At 39.4% G+C, this 17,251-nt stretch carries 18 protein-coding genes; 2 read left to right on the top strand and 16 right to left on the bottom strand.

Going from position 1 to position 17,251, the window contains the following annotated elements; translation table 11 throughout:
- From HCCG_RS02320 to serB, 9 genes are all read right to left on the bottom strand, one after another.
- A partial coding sequence (locus tag HCCG_RS02320; protein ID WP_002955788.1) for a heavy metal translocating P-type ATPase occupies positions 1-1,974 on the bottom strand: 1,974 nt, incomplete at its 3' end.
- A 45-nt stretch (positions 1,975-2,019) separates the two neighbouring features.
- Positions 2,020-3,075, bottom strand: coding sequence for a beta-ketoacyl-ACP synthase III (locus HCCG_RS02315; protein ID WP_002955787.1), 1,056 nt, complete (start codon positions 3,073-3,075; stop codon positions 2,020-2,022).
- 26 nt (positions 3,076-3,101) lie between these two features.
- The gene (gene plsX, locus HCCG_RS02310; protein ID WP_002955786.1) at positions 3,102-4,106 is read right to left on the bottom strand and encodes a phosphate acyltransferase PlsX; all 1,005 of its coding nucleotides are present in this window, start codon (positions 4,104-4,106) and stop codon (positions 3,102-3,104) included.
- A 22-nt stretch (positions 4,107-4,128) separates the two neighbouring features.
- Positions 4,129-4,278 (bottom strand): 50S ribosomal protein L32, encoded by a 150-nt coding sequence (gene rpmF / locus HCCG_RS02305; RefSeq protein ID WP_002955785.1) that lies wholly within the window; start codon positions 4,276-4,278, stop codon positions 4,129-4,131.
- A gap of 2 nt (positions 4,279-4,280) precedes the next feature.
- Positions 4,281-4,643, bottom strand: coding sequence for a DUF177 domain-containing protein (locus HCCG_RS02300; RefSeq protein WP_002955784.1), 363 nt, complete (start codon positions 4,641-4,643; stop codon positions 4,281-4,283).
- A 31-nt stretch (positions 4,644-4,674) separates the two neighbouring features.
- Positions 4,675-5,088 (bottom strand): nucleoside-diphosphate kinase, encoded by a 414-nt coding sequence (ndk, locus tag HCCG_RS02295; protein WP_002955782.1) that lies wholly within the window; start codon positions 5,086-5,088, stop codon positions 4,675-4,677.
- 135 nt (positions 5,089-5,223) lie between these two features.
- Positions 5,224-6,060: a DNA ligase gene (locus HCCG_RS02290; protein ID WP_002955780.1), complete on the bottom strand. Its 837-nt coding sequence runs from the start codon at positions 6,058-6,060 to the stop codon at positions 5,224-5,226.
- Positions 6,061-6,071: 11 nt separating this feature from the next.
- Entirely contained in the window at positions 6,072-7,499 is a 1,428-nt protein-coding gene (locus tag HCCG_RS02285) for a mannose-1-phosphate guanylyltransferase/mannose-6-phosphate isomerase (protein ID WP_014667611.1), read from the bottom strand.
- Positions 7,500-7,521: 22 nt separating this feature from the next.
- Positions 7,522-8,172 (bottom strand): phosphoserine phosphatase SerB, encoded by a 651-nt coding sequence (gene serB, locus HCCG_RS02280; RefSeq protein WP_002955778.1) that lies wholly within the window; start codon positions 8,170-8,172, stop codon positions 7,522-7,524.
- Between the two features lie 85 nt (positions 8,173-8,257).
- On the opposite strand from serB, the gene HCCG_RS02275 reads away from it, so the two are divergent.
- Together HCCG_RS02275 and HCCG_RS02270 are read left to right on the top strand one after the other, a co-directional pair.
- Positions 8,258-9,070, top strand: coding sequence for a methylenetetrahydrofolate reductase (locus HCCG_RS02275; protein ID WP_002955777.1), 813 nt, complete (start codon positions 8,258-8,260; stop codon positions 9,068-9,070).
- Positions 9,071-9,111: 41 nt separating this feature from the next.
- The gene (locus HCCG_RS02270) at positions 9,112-10,242 is read left to right on the top strand and encodes a glycosyltransferase family 2 protein (protein WP_002955776.1); all 1,131 of its coding nucleotides are present in this window, start codon (positions 9,112-9,114) and stop codon (positions 10,240-10,242) included.
- Here HCCG_RS02270 and HCCG_RS02265 read toward each other — a convergent pair.
- The 7 genes from HCCG_RS02265 to argC form a co-directional block, all read right to left on the bottom strand.
- The gene (locus HCCG_RS02265) at positions 10,239-11,048 is read right to left on the bottom strand and encodes an FkbM family methyltransferase (RefSeq protein ID WP_230197830.1); all 810 of its coding nucleotides are present in this window, start codon (positions 11,046-11,048) and stop codon (positions 10,239-10,241) included. The two genes, HCCG_RS02270 and HCCG_RS02265, sit on opposite strands and share 4 nt — an antisense overlap.
- Before the next feature lie 194 nt (positions 11,049-11,242).
- Positions 11,243-11,398 (bottom strand): hypothetical protein, encoded by a 156-nt coding sequence (locus tag HCCG_RS12140; protein ID WP_162557563.1) that lies wholly within the window; start codon positions 11,396-11,398, stop codon positions 11,243-11,245.
- A gap of 25 nt (positions 11,399-11,423) precedes the next feature.
- Positions 11,424-11,921, bottom strand: coding sequence for a chemotaxis protein CheW (locus HCCG_RS02260; protein WP_002955773.1), 498 nt, complete (start codon positions 11,919-11,921; stop codon positions 11,424-11,426).
- Between the two features lie 2 nt (positions 11,922-11,923).
- On the bottom strand, positions 11,924-14,296 hold the full coding sequence (locus HCCG_RS02255) for a hybrid sensor histidine kinase/response regulator (protein WP_002955772.1): 2,373 nt from the start codon (positions 14,294-14,296) through the stop codon (positions 11,924-11,926).
- A gap of 43 nt (positions 14,297-14,339) precedes the next feature.
- Entirely contained in the window at positions 14,340-15,269 is a 930-nt protein-coding gene (locus HCCG_RS02250) for a chemotaxis protein CheV (protein WP_034548017.1), read from the bottom strand.
- Between the two features lie 20 nt (positions 15,270-15,289).
- Positions 15,290-16,198 carry a metallophosphoesterase gene (locus tag HCCG_RS02245; protein WP_002955768.1) on the bottom strand — a complete coding sequence of 303 codons (909 nt, stop codon included), beginning with the start codon at positions 16,196-16,198 and terminating at the stop codon, positions 15,290-15,292.
- A 6-nt stretch (positions 16,199-16,204) separates the two neighbouring features.
- Positions 16,205-17,251: an N-acetyl-gamma-glutamyl-phosphate reductase gene (gene argC, locus HCCG_RS02240; RefSeq protein WP_002955767.1), complete on the bottom strand. Its 1,047-nt coding sequence runs from the start codon at positions 17,249-17,251 to the stop codon at positions 16,205-16,207.

Genomic DNA, 17,251 nt, shown 5'->3' with positions numbered 1-17,251 from the left:
ACTTTGTGAAGCTATATCAAATGAAGAGGCAAATGCCATAGAAGCATTCGCATAGGCAAGGGCAGGGGCGTCATTTGCCCCATCGCCCACCATTAGAATCTTATGCTGTTTTGATTTTTCTTTTAAAAGCTGCATTTTATCTTCTGGCAGGGCTTTGCTATAAGATTCTGTAATATCGAGCAAATGTGCTACATTTTGCGTATTTATCGCATTATCCCCACTAATGATACTTGAGCTGATGTTGTGTTGTTTAAAAAGTTCTAAGGTTTGCTTGGCGTCCATTTTTAGCCTATCTTGCAGGGAGAATAGTGCTAAAATCTCATCATTTGTGGCGAGAAAGAGTGTGATTTTATCTTCTTGTGTGTTGTTGGGAAGTGATAGATGTGGGGGCAAAATATCAATATTACCGATAACATACTCACGCCCTTGTATTGTGCCTTTCACACCTTTGCCTATGATATTTTGTGAATCTGTAATGGGATAGAGTATCGCATTATAGGCTAAATAATGAGATTTAAAAGCATTGCTAATAAGATGAATGCTTGTAGATTCTAAAGTATAGGCGAGATTAAAGACTTCTTGCTCTGTGTGGGAAGAGAGATTTTGAATTGTTTTAATTTCAAGCCCTTGCGTGAGTGTGCCTGTTTTATCAAACACAATATGTGTGATTTCACTTAAAGTTTGAAAAGCTTTAGAATCTTTAAAAAACACGCCCATTTTGTGTGAAATAGCTTGGGCGTGGAGGATTGCCATTGGCGTGGCAAGTCCTAAGGCACAAGGGCAGGAGATAACAAGCGTTGCCACAAAAATGCTTAAAGCAAATTCAAAATCCCGCATTCCCCACCAAAATGCCCCCGCACACAACGCTAGAAAAATCACAAGTGGCACAAAGATTCCAGCAATTTTGTCCGCAAGTGAAGCAATGGGCGCTTTGCTTTCTTGTGCTTTTTGTATAAGCTCTAAGATTTTATGAAGTGTAGAATCCTTGGCACTTTTTGTAGTCTCAATATATAAAACGCTATCAAGATTAATGCTACCTGAAAGCACTTTGTCATCTTTTTTTACGAGGACGGGCAAGGATTCACCATTGATTACTGTTTTATCAAGATTTGAGCTTCCCTCAATCACAATGCCATCTACCATAATCATTTCGCCCGGTAGGATTTTAAGTATATCATTTTGTTTGATTTCTTGTGTGGGGATACTTTGAATCTGTGCTTGGGATAGGCTTGGAGCAGATTCTGTAAGGACTTTTTGCACGATTTTTTGATTGAGCCTTAAAAGTGTGGAGGCACTTTGCAGGGCGGAATTTTTGGAATTTGTCTCAATGCTTTTACCCACAAGCACAAGCGTGATAATCACACATACGCTATCAAAATACAAATGGGCGTGTGGCATAAAAGCCCCTTGCAGACTATACAAAAACGCACTTGTTGTGCCTATGGCAATCAGTGTTTCCATATTTGGATTTTTGCTAAAAAGGGCTTTGAATCCACGGATATAAAAATCACGCCCTATGTGCATAACAATAAGACTAAGAAAAAGTAAAATGCCAAAATGCCACATAGAAGGGAGTTTGGCTATATTAAACATTTCCCCCCAAGAAAGTATCAGCACAAGTATGGATATTATAGAGCTTAGATAAAGCTTAAGCTTTTTAGGCAAAAAGTGAGTATCAAAAGATTCTATAAGTGAGTTAAGGTATGTAAGGCTTAAGGCTTTTGTTTTAGAATCTTGGGGGGGTTCAGTGTTGCAGTCATAAGGTTGCAGATGTGGCTCATAGCCCATTTTGCGAATAAGAGCAAAAATCTCTTCAAGGCTAGTTTGGCTTTCATCATAGATAATATGTGCTTTTTTGCTTAAAAGATAGACTTGAATATCTTGGCAGAATGCCTTGCGTTTTAAACTTCGCTCAATCCCACTAGAACAAGCTTGGCAGCTCATTTTGTCAATAAAAAAAGAAGCTTCTTTCATTGTGGATTCCTACAAGAATAATGTGTGGAGTAGCGACATAGAATCTCAAATAGAATCTAAAAATGATTTAGATTCCTTACAAGATTTTCCGCCAAAACGCACGAGTGCTGATCCCCAAGTTAGCCCACCACCAAAGGCATCAAGGAGCATAAGATCGCCATATTTGAGCTTATTTTCTTCATACAAGTCATTCATCGCCATTGGTATAGAAGCTGCTGAAGTGTTGCCATATTTTTGAACGCTGATGACAAGCTGCTTTTCATTGAAACTTAGCTGCTCTCCTACGGCATTGATAATACGCAGATTTGCCTGATGAGGGATAAAGTAGGCTATGTCCTGTGGTTGCAAGGCGTTATTTGTAAGAATATCATTGACATCATTCACAAGCGTTTTAACCGCGAGTTTAAAAGTTTCATTGCCTTTCATTTGCAAATAAGTAGAATCGTGTAGGCAGAAAGACTTACTAGATTCTAGTTTGTCGCTAAAAATGCTTTGTGAAACACTTTGTATTCTAGGTGTGCAAAGAAAGTCTTGATGTTTGCCATTGGCACTTGTATGGACATCTAAAATCGCTGCGTTTTTATCCTCTGTAGTTTCTATCACACACGCCCCAGCCCCATCGCCAAAAAGCACACAAGTGCTTCTGTCGCTAAAATCAAGCACAGAGCTAATCTTTTCCGCACCAATGATAAGAATGCGTCTGTGTGTGCCAGATTCAATAAAAGACTTTGCAAGGGAAAGCAGGTAGATAAAGCCACTGCAAGCGGAGCTAATATCAAAAGCAGGTTTATTCTCAATGCCAAGTTTATAAGAAGTGATACACGCTGTGCTAGGCATTGTAAGATAATCGGGGCTTAGCGTTGCTACAATAACCGCATCAATATCTTCCGCCCTTACACCTGCCCTTTGCATTGCTTTTTTCCCCGCCTCATAGGCTAAATCGCTTGTATTTTGTGAGGGCAAGGCAAAATATCGTGTTTTAATGCCTGTGCGTTTAACTATCCACTCATCGCTCGTATCAAGAATCTTTTCAAAATCCGCATTTGTAACACAAGTTGGCGGAACATAAGAAGCGATAGATTTGAGTGTAGCGTATCTCATAGGCAATCCTTTATGGCTAGTATAGGCTAGTTTTCATCTTGCGTATTTGGTTTGTTGGCAAAAGCATTTGTAAGTTTAGCACAAATATTGGATTCTATGGCGTGCAAGGCTTGATATACCGCACATTCAATCGCCCTTGTATTGGAGCTTCCGTGGCTAATGATGACCACCTTTTGCACTCCAAGTAGTGGCGCACCACCATATTCACTATGATCCATTTTTTTCTTTAATCGTTTGAAAACGCCTCGCAAAAATAATGCTCCAAACATAGAGCAAATACAAGATTTTATCTCTTTTTTTAGCACAGATGAGATAGCACTTGCCACGCCTTCACTTGCTTTTAAGACGAGATTCCCACTGAATCCATCACACACAATCACATCTACACTGCCATTGAAAATATCCCGCCCCTCAACATTACCCTTGAAAAAAGGGAATTTTTGTAGCAGTTTGAAAGTCGCTTTTGTGAGTTCATTGCCTTTATTATCCTCTTCACCATTGCTTAAAAGCCCAACGCGTGGATTTGCAAGATTCACAACATTTTTGGCATATTCATAGCCCATAATGGCAAAATCCACAAGATATTCAGGTTTGCAGTCTGTATTTGCCCCCGCATCAAGGATAATGCTAGGCTTATCTGTAGTATTTGGCATAGTGGTGCAAATAGCAGGGCGAGATACACCTTTAATGCGTCCAATTTTAAGTGTGGCTAGACTCATTGTAGCCCCACTATGTCCGGGCGAGACAACAGCGTCTGCTTCACCATTTTTGACTAGCTCCACAGCTTTGTAAATTGAAGTTTCACTGCGTTTGCTCGCACTTGAAGCAGATTCTTCCATTTTGATATAATCCGCACAATGCACAATTTTAACGCGATTTGCCACACTGCTAGGAATGAGTGGGGCAATTTGCTTTTCATCACCAACAATAATGGCGTGAAAATCCCGCGTTTTCAATGCCTGTATAACACCTTCAACAATGGGAGTTACCCCATTATCCGCACCCATAACATCAATGGCTATCTTTAGCATTTACGCTCCTTGCGTCAATGGATTATTTGTAGTTGCCTGTGAAAGTGTTGATATGATGAGGCATTTTCCAGCTACCATCTTTGTCTTTAATAGGTTTTGCTAGAGCTACTTTGTAATGTGTGCGTCTTTTTGCTGCTCTTGTTTTGCTTACGCGTCTTTTTGGGACTGCCATTTTTACTCCTTTGAATCTTTGGTGTGATAATCGCTTCGTATAGATTCAATCTCACTTTCCAAAATATAATGTAAATCAATAAAGCCGTCAAAAAACTCTATAACTTCAAAGCTATCAAGCTTTCTACTTTGGCTTTGTGAATCCCAGATTCCATCTGCAATATACAAAACCAAAGGTGTGTTAAGAAGATAAGTGTATTCCTCCCCGCTATTATCGCATATCAGTTCAATATCCCCTAGAATCTTGCCTCTTAGGCACACGATCTTAGAATCTATCCTTTCAAGTTGTCCTTGCAAGGATATGCCATCAATCTCTAGGGCAATATATTTTGGGGTGTTGGCGATTTTTCTAAATGCGATTTTCAATGAGTGAATCTCTAGTTGGCAAATCTTTTATCTAGCAAATTTCTCTAGTACCAAAGAAAAATGCGATTTCATTTTTAGCATTTTCAAGGCTATCGCTGCCGTGCACAGCGTTTGCATCAATGCTATCGGCAAAATCCGCTCTAATTGTTCCAGCAGCTGCTTCTTTTGGATTTGTCGCACCCATAAGCTCACGATTTTTAGCCACTGCATTTTGCCCTTCAAGCACCATAACGACCACTGGACCGCTTATCATAAAATCCACTAAGTCTTTAAAAAATGGGCGATCTTTGTGAATGGCATAAAAACTTTGAGCATCACATTGCGTAAGCTGAAGTTTTTTAATCGCTGCAATGCGGAGATTATTACTTTCAAATCTGTCTATAATCTTACCGATAACCCCCTTTTTCACGGCATCTGGCTTAATAATTGAAAGTGTTTGTTCCATTTGTTTTCCTTTAAAAAAGTGTGATGATACAAAAAGTGCGGATTTTACCTAAAAAAAACTTGCTTAAAGCTAAATTTGCAAAACGCAAACTTATTTCGTTGCTTTTATAAAAAGTTAAGATTCTACTTTTACGCCTTATTCTTCTTGTTTTATACGCCAAAAGGTTGGGAAGCGTGGAGTGCCATTGTGTGTAAGCCCTTGAAACTTAAAGCTAATGATTGAACCAATGGGCGGAGGATTGTGCCTTAGCGTATCGCTCAAGCCACTGCCGATTTTAAAGTTTTTGCCATTGTATTCACAAATAATCGCTCCTAGCATAGAATCATACTTACCCTTACCTTGCGTGTGTCCTATGACCTTACATTCCGCGTCCTGCCTTGTTTTGAGCTTAAAATCATATTTGCTTCGTCCTTTTTGATAGGGCATATTTGGCGTTCGCAAGACAAGTCCCTCTCCACCATTGTCCACAACCGCTTGAAGCTCCCTATCAATAGAATCCTGCCCTTGCATAAGCCTTTGGGGGATTATCTCAATATACACATTTGGCTTAGACTTAAGATATGTCCTTAGCTCATCAAGCCTTTGCGTGAGTGAATCTTTAGCGGAATGCGGCACATCAAAAACATAAAATTTTAACTCTAAAATTTCATTTTGCTTTTGCGGATTTTTAAGGATAGAGATAATTTGAGAGAAGTGGAGTTTTGGGCTATATAGCTCACCATCAAGGGCAAAAGGCGGAAAATCTTTCATAAACTCACTTGGCAGATTCATTGGCTTGCCACTGCGGAAATACATCTTTTGCCCATTCCATAACCCTCGCACACCATCAAGCTTTTCACTTACAAGCCATTGAGAATTTGCTTGTCTTTTTTCAAACTCACTTAAAAGCATAGGCTCAAAAGCTTTTGCGTAGAGGGCTACTCCCCATAGCAGTAAGCCATAAAGCAAAGCCCTAAAAAGTGTGTGTTTCATTTTGGATTTAATTAATTTCGCTTGTAGTCATCACTCAATCGCACAATGTCATCTTCGCCTAGATACTCGCCCATTTGCACTTCAATCAGCACAAGCGGCAATATTCCGGGATTTTCTAGCCTATGGACACAACCCATAGGAATATAGGTAGATTCATTAGCTTTTAAAAAGCTACTCTTTTCGCCAATGGTAACAATCGCCGAGCCACTCACCACTATCCAATGCTCATTGCGATGATGATGCTTTTGCAAACTTAGGCGACCTTTGGGATTGACAATAATTTGTTTAATCTTATAATTTTGAGATTCTAGTAAAATCGTATAGCTTCCCCACGGGCGATGTGCGTTCCTATGGACTTTTGTAAGTTCGGGATTTTGCTCTTTGAGTAAGGCTACAATGTCTTTAATCTGTTGTGAATAACCCTTTTTAGCTACCAAAAGACAATCATTTTCATCTATAATCATTAAATCTTCTAGTCCAATCCCCACTACTTGCTTATCAGCAATGATAAAGTTATTTTTGCAATCTTTGCCTACAAAGGCGTTTTTACTCGCATTATTTGTGCTATCTTTAGGATATTCAAGGCTTAAAGATTCAAAGCTCCCCACATCATTCCACGCAAAGTCCCCCGCCACACAGGCTACCTTTTGACTTTTCTCCATAAGGGCATAGTCAATGCTGATATTTGGCAGTTTCTCACTCATTGTAGAATCTAGGCGTAAAAATGGTGAGTGTGTTTGTGGCTTTGAATATTGAAGGGTGAGTTTGCATAGCTCATAAATCTTTGTATTATACTCTTTTAGCTCTTTTAAAAATACTTCTGCACGGAAGCAAAACATACCGCTATTCCACAAGTAGCCCCCATCTTTAAGATAAGTTTGTGCATCTTCTAAACTTGGCTTTTCAATGAATTTTTCCACAATATGATCTTTTGATTTAATGTAGCCATAGCCTGTATGGGGGGAATTTGGCTTGATACCAAAGGTTACAAGAAAACCTTTTTTGGCTAGTTCAATGGCTTGTTTGATAGAATCTTGATAGTTTTGCGTGTTTTTAATGAGATGATCGCTTGGCAGGGCTAGGATAATATCATCAGCAATCTTATCAAGCTCATAAGATTCTAAAACGCAAAGGGCGGCAAATGTAAGGGCTGGGGCGGTATTTTTACCATAAGATTCTAAAATGAAATCCTGCAAGGGAATATCGCATTTTTGGGCTTGTTCTTGGGCGATAAAGTAGTGATTATCATTAGTGATGACTTGGAATTGTGCGTTATGCTCTTTTATAAGAAAGGCGTTGCGTAAGAGCGTCTCTTGGAAAAGTGAATGTGATTGTCCTTGATTTGATGGGAGAATGTCGGCAAACTGCTTTGGCATAAGCTCACGAGATAGGGGAAAAAGCCTTGTGCCACTGCCACCACATAGAATTGAAATTGTCATTAGATTCTCCTTTTGTGTGTTTTTAATGGGATATAGGGATATGCAATGCTTTAGGGATTTGTGTCAAATCCTGAGCGTCAATGATGAGTGTTGCTTCTTTTTTTAGCACTTCTTTAGCACAAAATGCTATGCGTGTATCAGCGTATTTAAACATACTTAAATCATTTGCCCCATCGCCCACCACAATGGTATCACTAGGCGTGATATGGAGCAGATTCTGTAAGCGTTGTAGCATTTGCCCTTTAGAATCGCTAAACATCATCTCTCCGCCCACTTGCCCTGTAAGAATGCCATCTTTGTGGTGTAAAATATTAGCAAAACTCGCATCAAGCCCTAGAATCTTAGAAAAATGATCTGTGGCGATATGAAAGCCCCCACTAAAACACACCGCTTTGTAATTGGCGTTTTTAAAGGCTTTGATACATTGCTTTGCCCCGGGCATAAGGGGGAGATTGTGAGCTATATCTAGGGCTTTTTGTAGACTTAGTCCTTGAAGCAAGGCAACACGATTTTTAAGGCTCTCATAAAAGTCAAGCTCCCCATTCATCGCTTTATGTGTGATTTGCTCCACTTGCTTATGGACATTATGGGCTTTGGCTAGAATATCTATGGTCTCGCCATTCATTAGTGTAGAATCAAAATCAAACACAATGAGTTTATCTGTGCTTTTCATATTTGGCATATCCTTTTATTATCTCAAAAAATGTTAGGATTATAGCATTTAGGAGTTAAATAATTTTAGAATCTATGGGGTGTAAATGTTTGGGATTGAGTTTTTACCACAAGAGATATATGAAGACATAGAATGCTTAAAGGCTATGATACAAGGTGCTAGGGAGAATCTAGGACAGGAAGTGGATTTTGTGCTTATCCCTAGCAATCCTGTTAATAAAGCAAGTATAAGCTCACTGCTTGGGGCGTATGCGTTGCGTGAAAGATTTTCTATGATTGTGGATTCTGGGTTTAGCTCTGTGGTGGAATTTGTGCCAACAATCAGCGGGGCAGGGCAAGATAAACTGCAGATTTTTTCACAGATTTTGAGTGTGAAGTATGGTGGGTTTAGCTCTGTGGCGTTGATTGGCGGGGATAATGGGGAGCTAGATGGAGTTAAACTTATTGCGTTGGCAAGGGAGATTTTGGGCGGAGAAGTGAGCCTTGTGAGTGGCAGTGGGGTTAAGATATGGAAAAAAGAGATAGAGCAAAGACTAACACAAAAGCTACAAGCGGGTGTAGATAGAATTATCACACAACCTATTTTTAGTATAGAATCGGCTAAAAAGTGCGTGGAGCATTTTTATGTATTGCAAGAAAGACTTGGGATTCAAGCACAACTTTCACTTGGCGTATTTGGAATCTTTAGTGCGGAGAGTGCGTATCGCATTAATAAATCTCATCTTGGCTTTGATATTCCACGCTCATATTTAAGGGCGTTGGAACAAGGTGGGGTAAAAGAAGGCTTTGAATCCTTGTGGCAGGATATGCAGGGCTTGGCTAGGGAATATAATGTATCTTTATATCTATCCACACCTAAGCATAATGACTTAAGGGCGTATGGGAATGGATTGTGCTAGGTGCAAAAAAGGTTGATAAAGGCTACAAAAAAAGGATAAAAATGAATAGGGAGAAACCGACTTTGTTACTTGTGATACCTGCCTTTAATGAAGAGCAGGTGCTAGAAAAAAGTATAGAAACGCTAAGCAAGAAGCTTTCAAGTATGATAGAAAGGGGCAAAATTACTGAAAAAAGCGGAATGGTGTTTGTAGATGATGGTAGCATCGATGGCACTTGGCACATTCTCACACAAAGCTTTAACAAACGCTATGCTATGGATTCTAGCAATGTTGCGGATTTTGCTAAGCTTATGGAATCTGTTAAAGGTGTTGATTTTACTAAAACTACTGAATCTAGCAAATCCACTTCCACTTTCATTTTAACTTCTGCCCCCCCCCCGTTGCTTCATAGCAAAAAAGATAAGCAACCACATTTGTATGCTTTAAAACTATCAAGAAATTTTGGGCATCAAAATGCACTTTTGGCGGGATTACATTTTGTATGCAATAAATGCGATTGTGCAGTAAGCATTGATTGTGATTTGCAGCAAGATGAAGAAAAGCTAGATGAATTTGTGGTGAAGTTTCAAAATGGAGCAGATATAGTTCTAGGGGTGCGGTATGATAGAAAAACAGATTCTATATTTAAAAAGTATAGTGCGATTTTCTTTTATAAAATGATGAATATTTTTGGCGTGAAAATCATCAAAAATCACGCTGATTATCGTTTGCTTAGTCATAAGGCATTAAAAAATTTATCTGCTTATAAGGAGACACATTTATTTTTGCGCGCTATTGTGCTGGATATGGGGCAGAAGCCTGAAATTGTGTATTTTGATGTGAAGCCCCGATATGCTGGAGATTCTAAATATAGTCTTAAGAAAATGCTCTCTTTTGCGTGGAATGGCATTACAAGTTTTTCAATAGCACCTTTGCGGTTTGTGAGTGCTATGGGCATTGGGCTTTTCGGACTTTCAGTTGTTTTTGGTATGTATGTGCTGTGGGTAAAAATCTTTACAGATTCTGCACTGCCGGGCTGGACTTCGCTAGCTACAATATTATGCTTCTTAAGTGGTATGCAGCTTTTGGGATTAGGCATTATTGGGGAATATATTGGCAAGATGTATCAGGAGATAAAGTCTCGCCCAAAATACCGCGTTGATGAGTGTTTGGAATCTGTGGAGCAGACTTAGTCTAAAACCTCACACATTAGCGTTGTTTCAAGGGAAATGTTGTAGTCAATAGGTTTATAAATGCGGAATGTATAACCTAGATTCCACGATTCTAGCATTGGTTTAATATCAAAAAAATCACTTGCTTGATGGTAAATACTAAGAATCATAGCTGGTTTTTGAGAGCAAATGGTTTCTTTTGCCCCTTTAAGAAATTCCATTTCAAAGCCTTCAATATCAACCTTGATAAGACCGATTTTAAGATTATGCTCCTTGACATAGCTATCAAGGGTAATAAGCTCTATTTCTTCACTTTGTGTGCTTCCATAGGGGGTGTTATCGCGGATAAGGCTTGAGGCAGAGTCTAGAATACTTATAGTCATTGTTGTTTTTTCACTCCCTAAGCCCTTTTTCACCGGCACTATGCGATTTGTATTATTGAGCTTGAGCGTTTGTAGCATAAGGTTGTAATTATGGCTTGTAGCTTCAAAGCTATAAATGTTTTTGTTTGTGAAAGATTGAAAAATAAGTGCGCTATCGCCGATAAATCCGCCTACATCAATCACATCAAGATTCTTAATTTTTGCTAAAGTTTGCGACGAGAATGAATCTAATCCGTGTTTGTAGTAAAAGACAGATATTTCAAAATGCTTAGTTGGTAAGAAATAGCCTTGATAATAAAAAACTTCAGGCGTAAGCTCACATATATTGGCAAAAAAATCATTTTCAATATGTTGTAGGGCTGTTTTTTCGTGCTGGGTTAGGTGAAAAACTTTCTGTGTGGGTGAAAGGGTGGCTGCTTTTGTGCGGGAAATAATTTGATACACAATATTTTTACTTTGTAAATCCATATTTTCACAAAGTTTTTGTGCCTTTTCAAAAATTTCAGAATCTGAGAGTGCGAAAAATGTTTGACTAAGGAGATAATTGTGATTGAGAGAGGGAATATTACGATTTATCTTTTTATATTGTGAGGTTTTAAATAAGGGGAAGCCAAAAATACGATAGGCAAAATCATATATTATCCCCCCCCCCCGTTATTTTGTGTAAGATATGTCTTTCTTTGTGCGATGGGTAGTCCCGCAACGAGAAGAGTTAGAACATAGTCTTTTTTGATAATGGGCAAACCCAAGATTCTTGATCGGACGAAACCACCCTTGTAGTCATAAATTTTCATACATATCCTTTTATAACCTTATAATCTAAAAAGTGCGTTTGAGGAGATTTTCCACGCGTAAGATTGTAATCAAGCGATCTTCTCTCTTGCCAATACCTTGTAAAAGATTTTGATTTTCATTAAAAGATTCGGGGATTGGATCAATATCAGATTCTGGTATTCGCACAGCCCCTGTGAGTTTATCAATCATAAAGCCTATCATCTCATCTTTTTGACTAATCACTAAAAATCTCGTATCACCATCTTGCTTGATGGCTGGAAGTCCAAACTTAAGACGCATATTGATAAGCGGTAGCACCGTCCCGCGAAGGTTAAACACCCCAAGCACATAATCAGGCACAGCAGGGACGCGTGTATATTCAATGGGCTTAATGATCTCTTTCACATTAAGAATAGGCACCGCAAATTCTTCATTACCAATCATAAAGCCTATAATATGGAGTGTTTCTTCCACTGCAGCTGCCTCACCCACACCTTTATTTTGTTGTTTCTCAAGGACTTCTTTTAATTTATTTTCACTCATTCTTACTCTCCCTCAATTGTGAGATTTATATTGCGTTTCACAACATTAACTAGGTATTCTGGCGTGTATGGCTTGGTGATATATTCTGTCATACCAGATTCTACACCACGCATTCTATCCGTCTTGCTGTTTCTACTTGTAACGGCAATAAGGGGCAGATTCTTAAATTTATTATATTTTCGCACTTCAGATGCAAAAGTGTAGCCGTCCATTTTTGGCATTTCAATATCCACAAGCACGGCATCAAGCTGCTTATCTCCATTCTTAACAATATCAAGCCCTTCCACGCCATTTGCCGCTTCAAGCACCGTAACACCAAGTGTTTTAAGGCACTTTTTCATAATCGCCCTATCAGTATTGCTATCATCAATAGCAAGGACAACATAATCACTTGGTGAATTTTTGATTTTTGCCACAGCATTTTCTTCGGCAAGTTTTGTGATATTGACTTTCACTTCTTTTGCCATTTCCATCATCGCCGCTACATCAACAATCATTGTTATCTTACCATCACCTCGCACAGTTGCCCCTGCAATACCTTCTGTGCCTTTAAGATAATAGCCAAGCGATTTGATAACAACTTCCTCCTGCCCAACGAGATAATCTACAATCACACCCATTTTTTGCTCCGCCAAACCAATGACGACAACATACACTTCATTTGTATTTTCCAAAACTGAATCTACTTTGAAAATATCGGCTAATCGCACGATTGAAAGCACTTCATCACGGAGTCTTAATACACTTTTGCCATCAACGGTATAAATTTCATCTTGGCTTACACGCACCGTTTCAATAACAGAAGAAAGCGGAATAGCATAATACTCTTCTTGCACCGCAACAAGTAAAGCTTGGATAATCGCAAGAGTGAGCGGGATTTTAAGCTTTTGTGTTGTGCCTACACCTTTTTCAGATTCTATATCAATGATACCATTAAGCTTCTCTATATTTGTTTTGACAACATCCATTCCCACGCCACGCCCAGAGACATTGCTGATAGTGGCAGCGGTTGAAAATCCGGGCTTAAAGATGATGCCAAAGGCTTCTTTATCACTCATTGTATCCGCTTCTCTCTCGCTAATAACTCCTTTTTCGATACCTTTTTGTTTGAGCATTTGTGTATCTAGACCCTTGCCATCATCGGCAATTTCAATAACGATGTGATTGCCCTCATTATAGGCTTTGAGCGTTACTGTTCCAGTTTCTGGCTTACCTAGGGCTAGGCGGTCTTCTGGTTTTTCAATCCCGTGGTCGCAAGAGTTGCGGATAATGTGGATAAGCGGATCGCCGATTTCTTCAACGATTGATTTATCAAGCTCTGTTTCTTCACCGGTGATGATAAGATCAATATTTTTGCCAAGCTCACGAGAGAGATCACGCACCATACGAGGGAATTTATTAAACACCTTGCCAACAGGTTGCATACGCGTTTTCATAACTGCAAGTTGCACATCTGTAGTAACTGAAGAGATAGAAGCCACGACTTGATTAAGCTCTTCTAAAAATTTTTCCCCATCATAGCGTTCCTCAACATCGCCATAGATTTTGATTAAGCGGTTTTTACCAAGCACAAGTTCCCCAATGAGATTCATAAGATGATCTAGTCTTTTTACATCAACACGCACTGTTTGCTCTACACTCGCTGCTGGAGCTTTTTCATCGCCCCCTGCTTTCTTTGGAGTAGGTTTGGGGGCAGGTTTTGGCGTAGCTTGAGCTACTGGAGCTGAATCTGGGGCTTTTGGAGCTTGCACACTTGGAGCAACACCACCTGCTTTTTGTGCTGCACGAGCTTGCTTGTCAGCTTCTTGACGCTTTTTAAGTAGCCTTTCAATCTCGGCTTCAACTTCTTCTGCACTCATATTTGAGTAGTCAAGCTCTGGTTCATCAGCAAGAGGATTGTTGCTATCAGCCGGAGTGCTTGGGGCTGCAGATTGTGCAGGTGCAGCTTGTGGAGCTGGAGATTCTGTGCTCTCTCCACCTGTTCCACCACTTGAGATGGCTTGTAAGCGAGAGACAGTATCATCAATCTCAATGCCACTATTGGCATCAGTCCCACTATTGCGTATAGCAACAAGAAGCGCTTTCATCAAGTCTATGGAATGCAATACGACATCCATAACATCAGGGGTAATCTTTAACTCACCACGCCTTGCTTTGTTAAGCACATCTTCCATATTGTGTGTAAGACGCGTGAGAATGTCAAAGTTCAAAAATGAGCTTGAGCCTTTGATTGTATGGGCTACTCTAAATATTCTATTTAATAAATCAAGGTCTTCGGGGTTGTTCTCAAGCTCCACCAAATCTTGGTCTAGCTGCTCTATCATCTCAAAAGCTTCTACTAAGAAGTCTTCCATTATCTCTTGCATATCGTCCATTGTGAATCCTCTCGCACGAAATTTTAAAAAAGTATTCTACTATTTATTTTGATAAAATTCTAGTGATTTCATCATAAAATAGTTTTGCATCAAATTTGACAAGATAAGCTTCCGCCCCTATCTCCTTTCCTTTACTTGCACTAAACTTATCGCTGATTGATGAGTTAAAAATGAGTGGAATCTTATTGAATCTTGCATCATTTTTAACCTGTGCGGCAAAGTGAAAGCCGTCCATTTTAGGCATTTCAACATCTGAAATAATAAGCTTAAGATGTTTTGCTATATCTTCCCCCCAACGCTCATAGAGCTGCTCTAAACGCTCTAAGCCCGCCTCTCCATCAATAGCATCAACCACATCAAAGCCAATCTCACTGAGCGTATTGCAAAGAAGTTTGCGTGCAATAGAGCTATCATCAAGAATAAGCACACTGCCTTCAAATTTAACCTTAGGCTTAAATTGCTCAATATCCACTCTATCACCACTATTTGGCATTTGGAAATCAAGATCATCAATGATCCCCTCTAAGTCCAAAATCAGTAATGTCTGCCCATCTTCAATACGCGTAGTTCCAGTAATTTTCCCACGCTGATCATCATTGCTAAGGCTAAACATAGCAGATTCTATATCCGCCCAGCTCACACGCCTTAGTCGCCTTGTAGCATGCACCACAAAGCCAAGCTGCTTATTGTTAAATTCCGTAACAATAACCTTCTTATCACGCACTGCATCTTCTTTTGGCTTGATATTCATCCATTTTGTCAAATCAATAAGGGGCAGAATATCTCCACGCAAATCAAACATACCAAGCATATAATCAGGGCTACCCGGAGTTTCAAAGATTTCTTCAGGGTAAGCGACAATTCCGCTTACTTTGGTAACATTAATGCCATACACCCCTTCATAAGTCTCCCCATTCTTATCTTCAAAGAGTCTAAAATCTACAAGCTCCATTTCGTTGTTTGCAATTCGCATAATATCGACTTTATCTGTCTTCAATCGCTCTCCTTTGTGGATTGTATAGTGGATTTTGCTTCATTAGAAGTTGCGGATTCTATACTAAAAATACTTCTAGTAAGATAAAATGAAGGCAAGGAAATATACAAACTTTCCCCTTTATATGCTTTGCCGATGTGAAAATGCCCTTCTATAATCATATCCATTTGCTCATCTTTAAGAGATTGTCCATTTTTGATTGCATTTTGCAAATAGGCATTGTAGGCACAAATCCGCCTTTTAGCAAAGCTTTCAATCTCCACCCTACCTTGTCTAATCGCCTTGTGATTTACCTTTTTTGCAATAAAAGTGTAGAGGTTACCAAAAGTTACAGAATCTAGAAAAGCTAAAATCCAACGCATTACTTTTGTCTGCATACATCTAATGTAATATTCATATTTTGTGTTTAAAAACAAATCCCCGTGGGCGAGTAAGACATTTTGAGATTTTGGCTTAGATTCTAAATGTGGCGTGTTTTTATCTATGCTTTCATCAATGTAGCTAAAGGCAAGGGGTTGTTTTGAGCGAGGGATAAAGCGAATCTTTGAAAACTCTGCCCTTTTTTGTAAAGCATTTAGTCCAAAGTCGTGATTACCCTCAAACCACCATACTTGGCTAACTTGTGAAACATTGCAAATAGAATCTAAAAGCTCTTTATGCGTATCAACACTAGATTTTACCCCACCTAAAAGCAAATGTGCAATATCGCCCATAAGGAAAATTTGGCTTGGCATTTGAGCGGGATTTTCTAAAAGTCTCTTAAAATAATCAAGCAAGGCTTTTGAGACAATTTCACCCTGCTCTGGCAAAGGTTGCAAATGCAGGGGCATAAAATGTGAATCTGCGATAAAAATCGCATCTTTATATATTTGCGGGGCATTCTCCCAAAGCGACTGAGTTTTTTTCATCGCTTATTAAAACAGCCCATAGGGGATTTGTGGGATTCCTAAAGCCTCATCTAATCCGCACATAATGTTAGCATTTACTATCGCTTGTGAGCTAGCCCCTCGCAAGAGATTATCAATAGCGGTGTTAATAAAGATTCCATTATTTTTACACGCCACAAAAATATCGCAAAAATTACTCCCTATAACACTACTCATTTTCACAGGCGTTTCTCTCACACGCACAAAGGATTCGCTCCCATATATAGAATCTAAAATCCCCCTTGCCTCTTTTGTGCTTAAAGGGGTTTTTAAAGTCGCAAAAATACTCACTAGCATACCGCGAGTGATAGGGCTTAAATGTGGCACAAAGTGAATATCTAGCTCTTTTTTCCCAAGTGTAACGCACTTTTCAGCAATTTCTATTTGATGGCGATGGGCAAGGGGGGAATAGGCAAAAAGATTTTCATTAATATGTGAAAAATGTGTATTTTCACTCAAAGTCTTTCCCGCCCCACTCACGCCACTTTTAGCGTCAATAAATACAGGATTTGAATCTTGTAAGCAATCTACAAAAGGCAGTAGCCCTAAAAGCGTAGCAGTGGGATAACAGCCCGGATTTGCCACAAGCGTGGCGTTTTGTATGCTTTGACGGTTGTATTCTACTAGCCCATAAATGGCGTTCGCGAGATTTTCTTTATCAGTATGGGTGCAGTAGTTTGCCTCATAGTTTTCCGCACTCAAGCGATAATCAGCCGATAAGTCTATGATTTTAATAGGCTTATTTTTAGCCTTGCTTAATGTCAAAATCTCCCGTGTCATCGCCATAGCACTTTTATGGGGCAGGGCGAGAAATAACACATCACACATTAGAGCCTCTTGTGCATTTGCTTTATGGATAGGGAGATTGCCTAAGGGGAGTGAATCTAGCATAGTATGGACTTTTTCTAATGTGCTATCCCCTTGCGTGTTGGCTATGTAGCTAAGTTTAAATACAGGGTGATGGAGCAAAATTTTAGCAAGTTCCAAGCCCGTATAGCCGCTAATGCCGATGATTCCCGCTTTGATTTGTCGCAT

It is taken from the genome of Helicobacter cinaedi CCUG 18818 = ATCC BAA-847 (assembly GCF_000155475.1).
GTDB classification, from domain to species: domain Bacteria; phylum Campylobacterota; class Campylobacteria; order Campylobacterales; family Helicobacteraceae; genus Helicobacter_C; species Helicobacter_C cinaedi.
The sequence above is the reverse complement of the archived record's forward strand: the minus strand, read 5'-3'. Positions and strand labels throughout refer to the sequence as shown.

What these genes read in the sequence shown, in the direction of transcription:
- rpmF (WP_002955785.1), bottom strand. Translation starts at nt 4,278, where the DNA reads ATGGCAGTCCCAAAAAGACGCGTAAGCAAAACAAGAGCAGCAAAAAGA.
- argC (WP_002955767.1), bottom strand. Translation starts at nt 17,251, where the DNA reads ATGCGACAAATCAAAGCGGGAATCATCGGCATTAGCGGCTATACGGGC.
- HCCG_RS02285 (WP_014667611.1), bottom strand. Translation starts at nt 7,499, where the DNA reads ATGACAATTTCAATTCTATGTGGTGGCAGTGGCACAAGGCTTTTTCCC.
- HCCG_RS02315 (WP_002955787.1), bottom strand. Translation starts at nt 3,075, where the DNA reads ATGAGATACGCTACACTCAAATCTATCGCTTCTTATGTTCCGCCAACT.
- HCCG_RS02255 (WP_002955772.1), bottom strand. Translation starts at nt 14,296, where the DNA reads ATGGACGATATGCAAGAGATAATGGAAGACTTCTTAGTAGAAGCTTTT.
- HCCG_RS12140 (WP_162557563.1), bottom strand. Translation starts at nt 11,398, where the DNA reads ATGAAAATTTATGACTACAAGGGTGGTTTCGTCCGATCAAGAATCTTG.
- ndk (WP_002955782.1), bottom strand. Translation starts at nt 5,088, where the DNA reads ATGGAACAAACACTTTCAATTATTAAGCCAGATGCCGTGAAAAAGGGG.
- HCCG_RS02260 (WP_002955773.1), bottom strand. Translation starts at nt 11,921, where the DNA reads ATGAGTGAAAATAAATTAAAAGAAGTCCTTGAGAAACAACAAAATAAA.
- HCCG_RS02250 (WP_034548017.1), bottom strand. Translation starts at nt 15,269, where the DNA reads ATGCGAATTGCAAACAACGAAATGGAGCTTGTAGATTTTAGACTCTTT.
- HCCG_RS02275 (WP_002955777.1), top strand. Translation starts at nt 8,258, where the DNA reads ATGTTTGGGATTGAGTTTTTACCACAAGAGATATATGAAGACATAGAA.
- HCCG_RS02270 (WP_002955776.1), top strand. Translation starts at nt 9,112, where the DNA reads ATGAATAGGGAGAAACCGACTTTGTTACTTGTGATACCTGCCTTTAAT.
- serB (WP_002955778.1), bottom strand. Translation starts at nt 8,172, where the DNA reads ATGAAAAGCACAGATAAACTCATTGTGTTTGATTTTGATTCTACACTA.
- HCCG_RS02290 (WP_002955780.1), bottom strand. Translation starts at nt 6,060, where the DNA reads ATGAAACACACACTTTTTAGGGCTTTGCTTTATGGCTTACTGCTATGG.
- HCCG_RS02245 (WP_002955768.1), bottom strand. Translation starts at nt 16,198, where the DNA reads ATGAAAAAAACTCAGTCGCTTTGGGAGAATGCCCCGCAAATATATAAA.
- plsX (WP_002955786.1), bottom strand. Translation starts at nt 4,106, where the DNA reads ATGCTAAAGATAGCCATTGATGTTATGGGTGCGGATAATGGGGTAACT.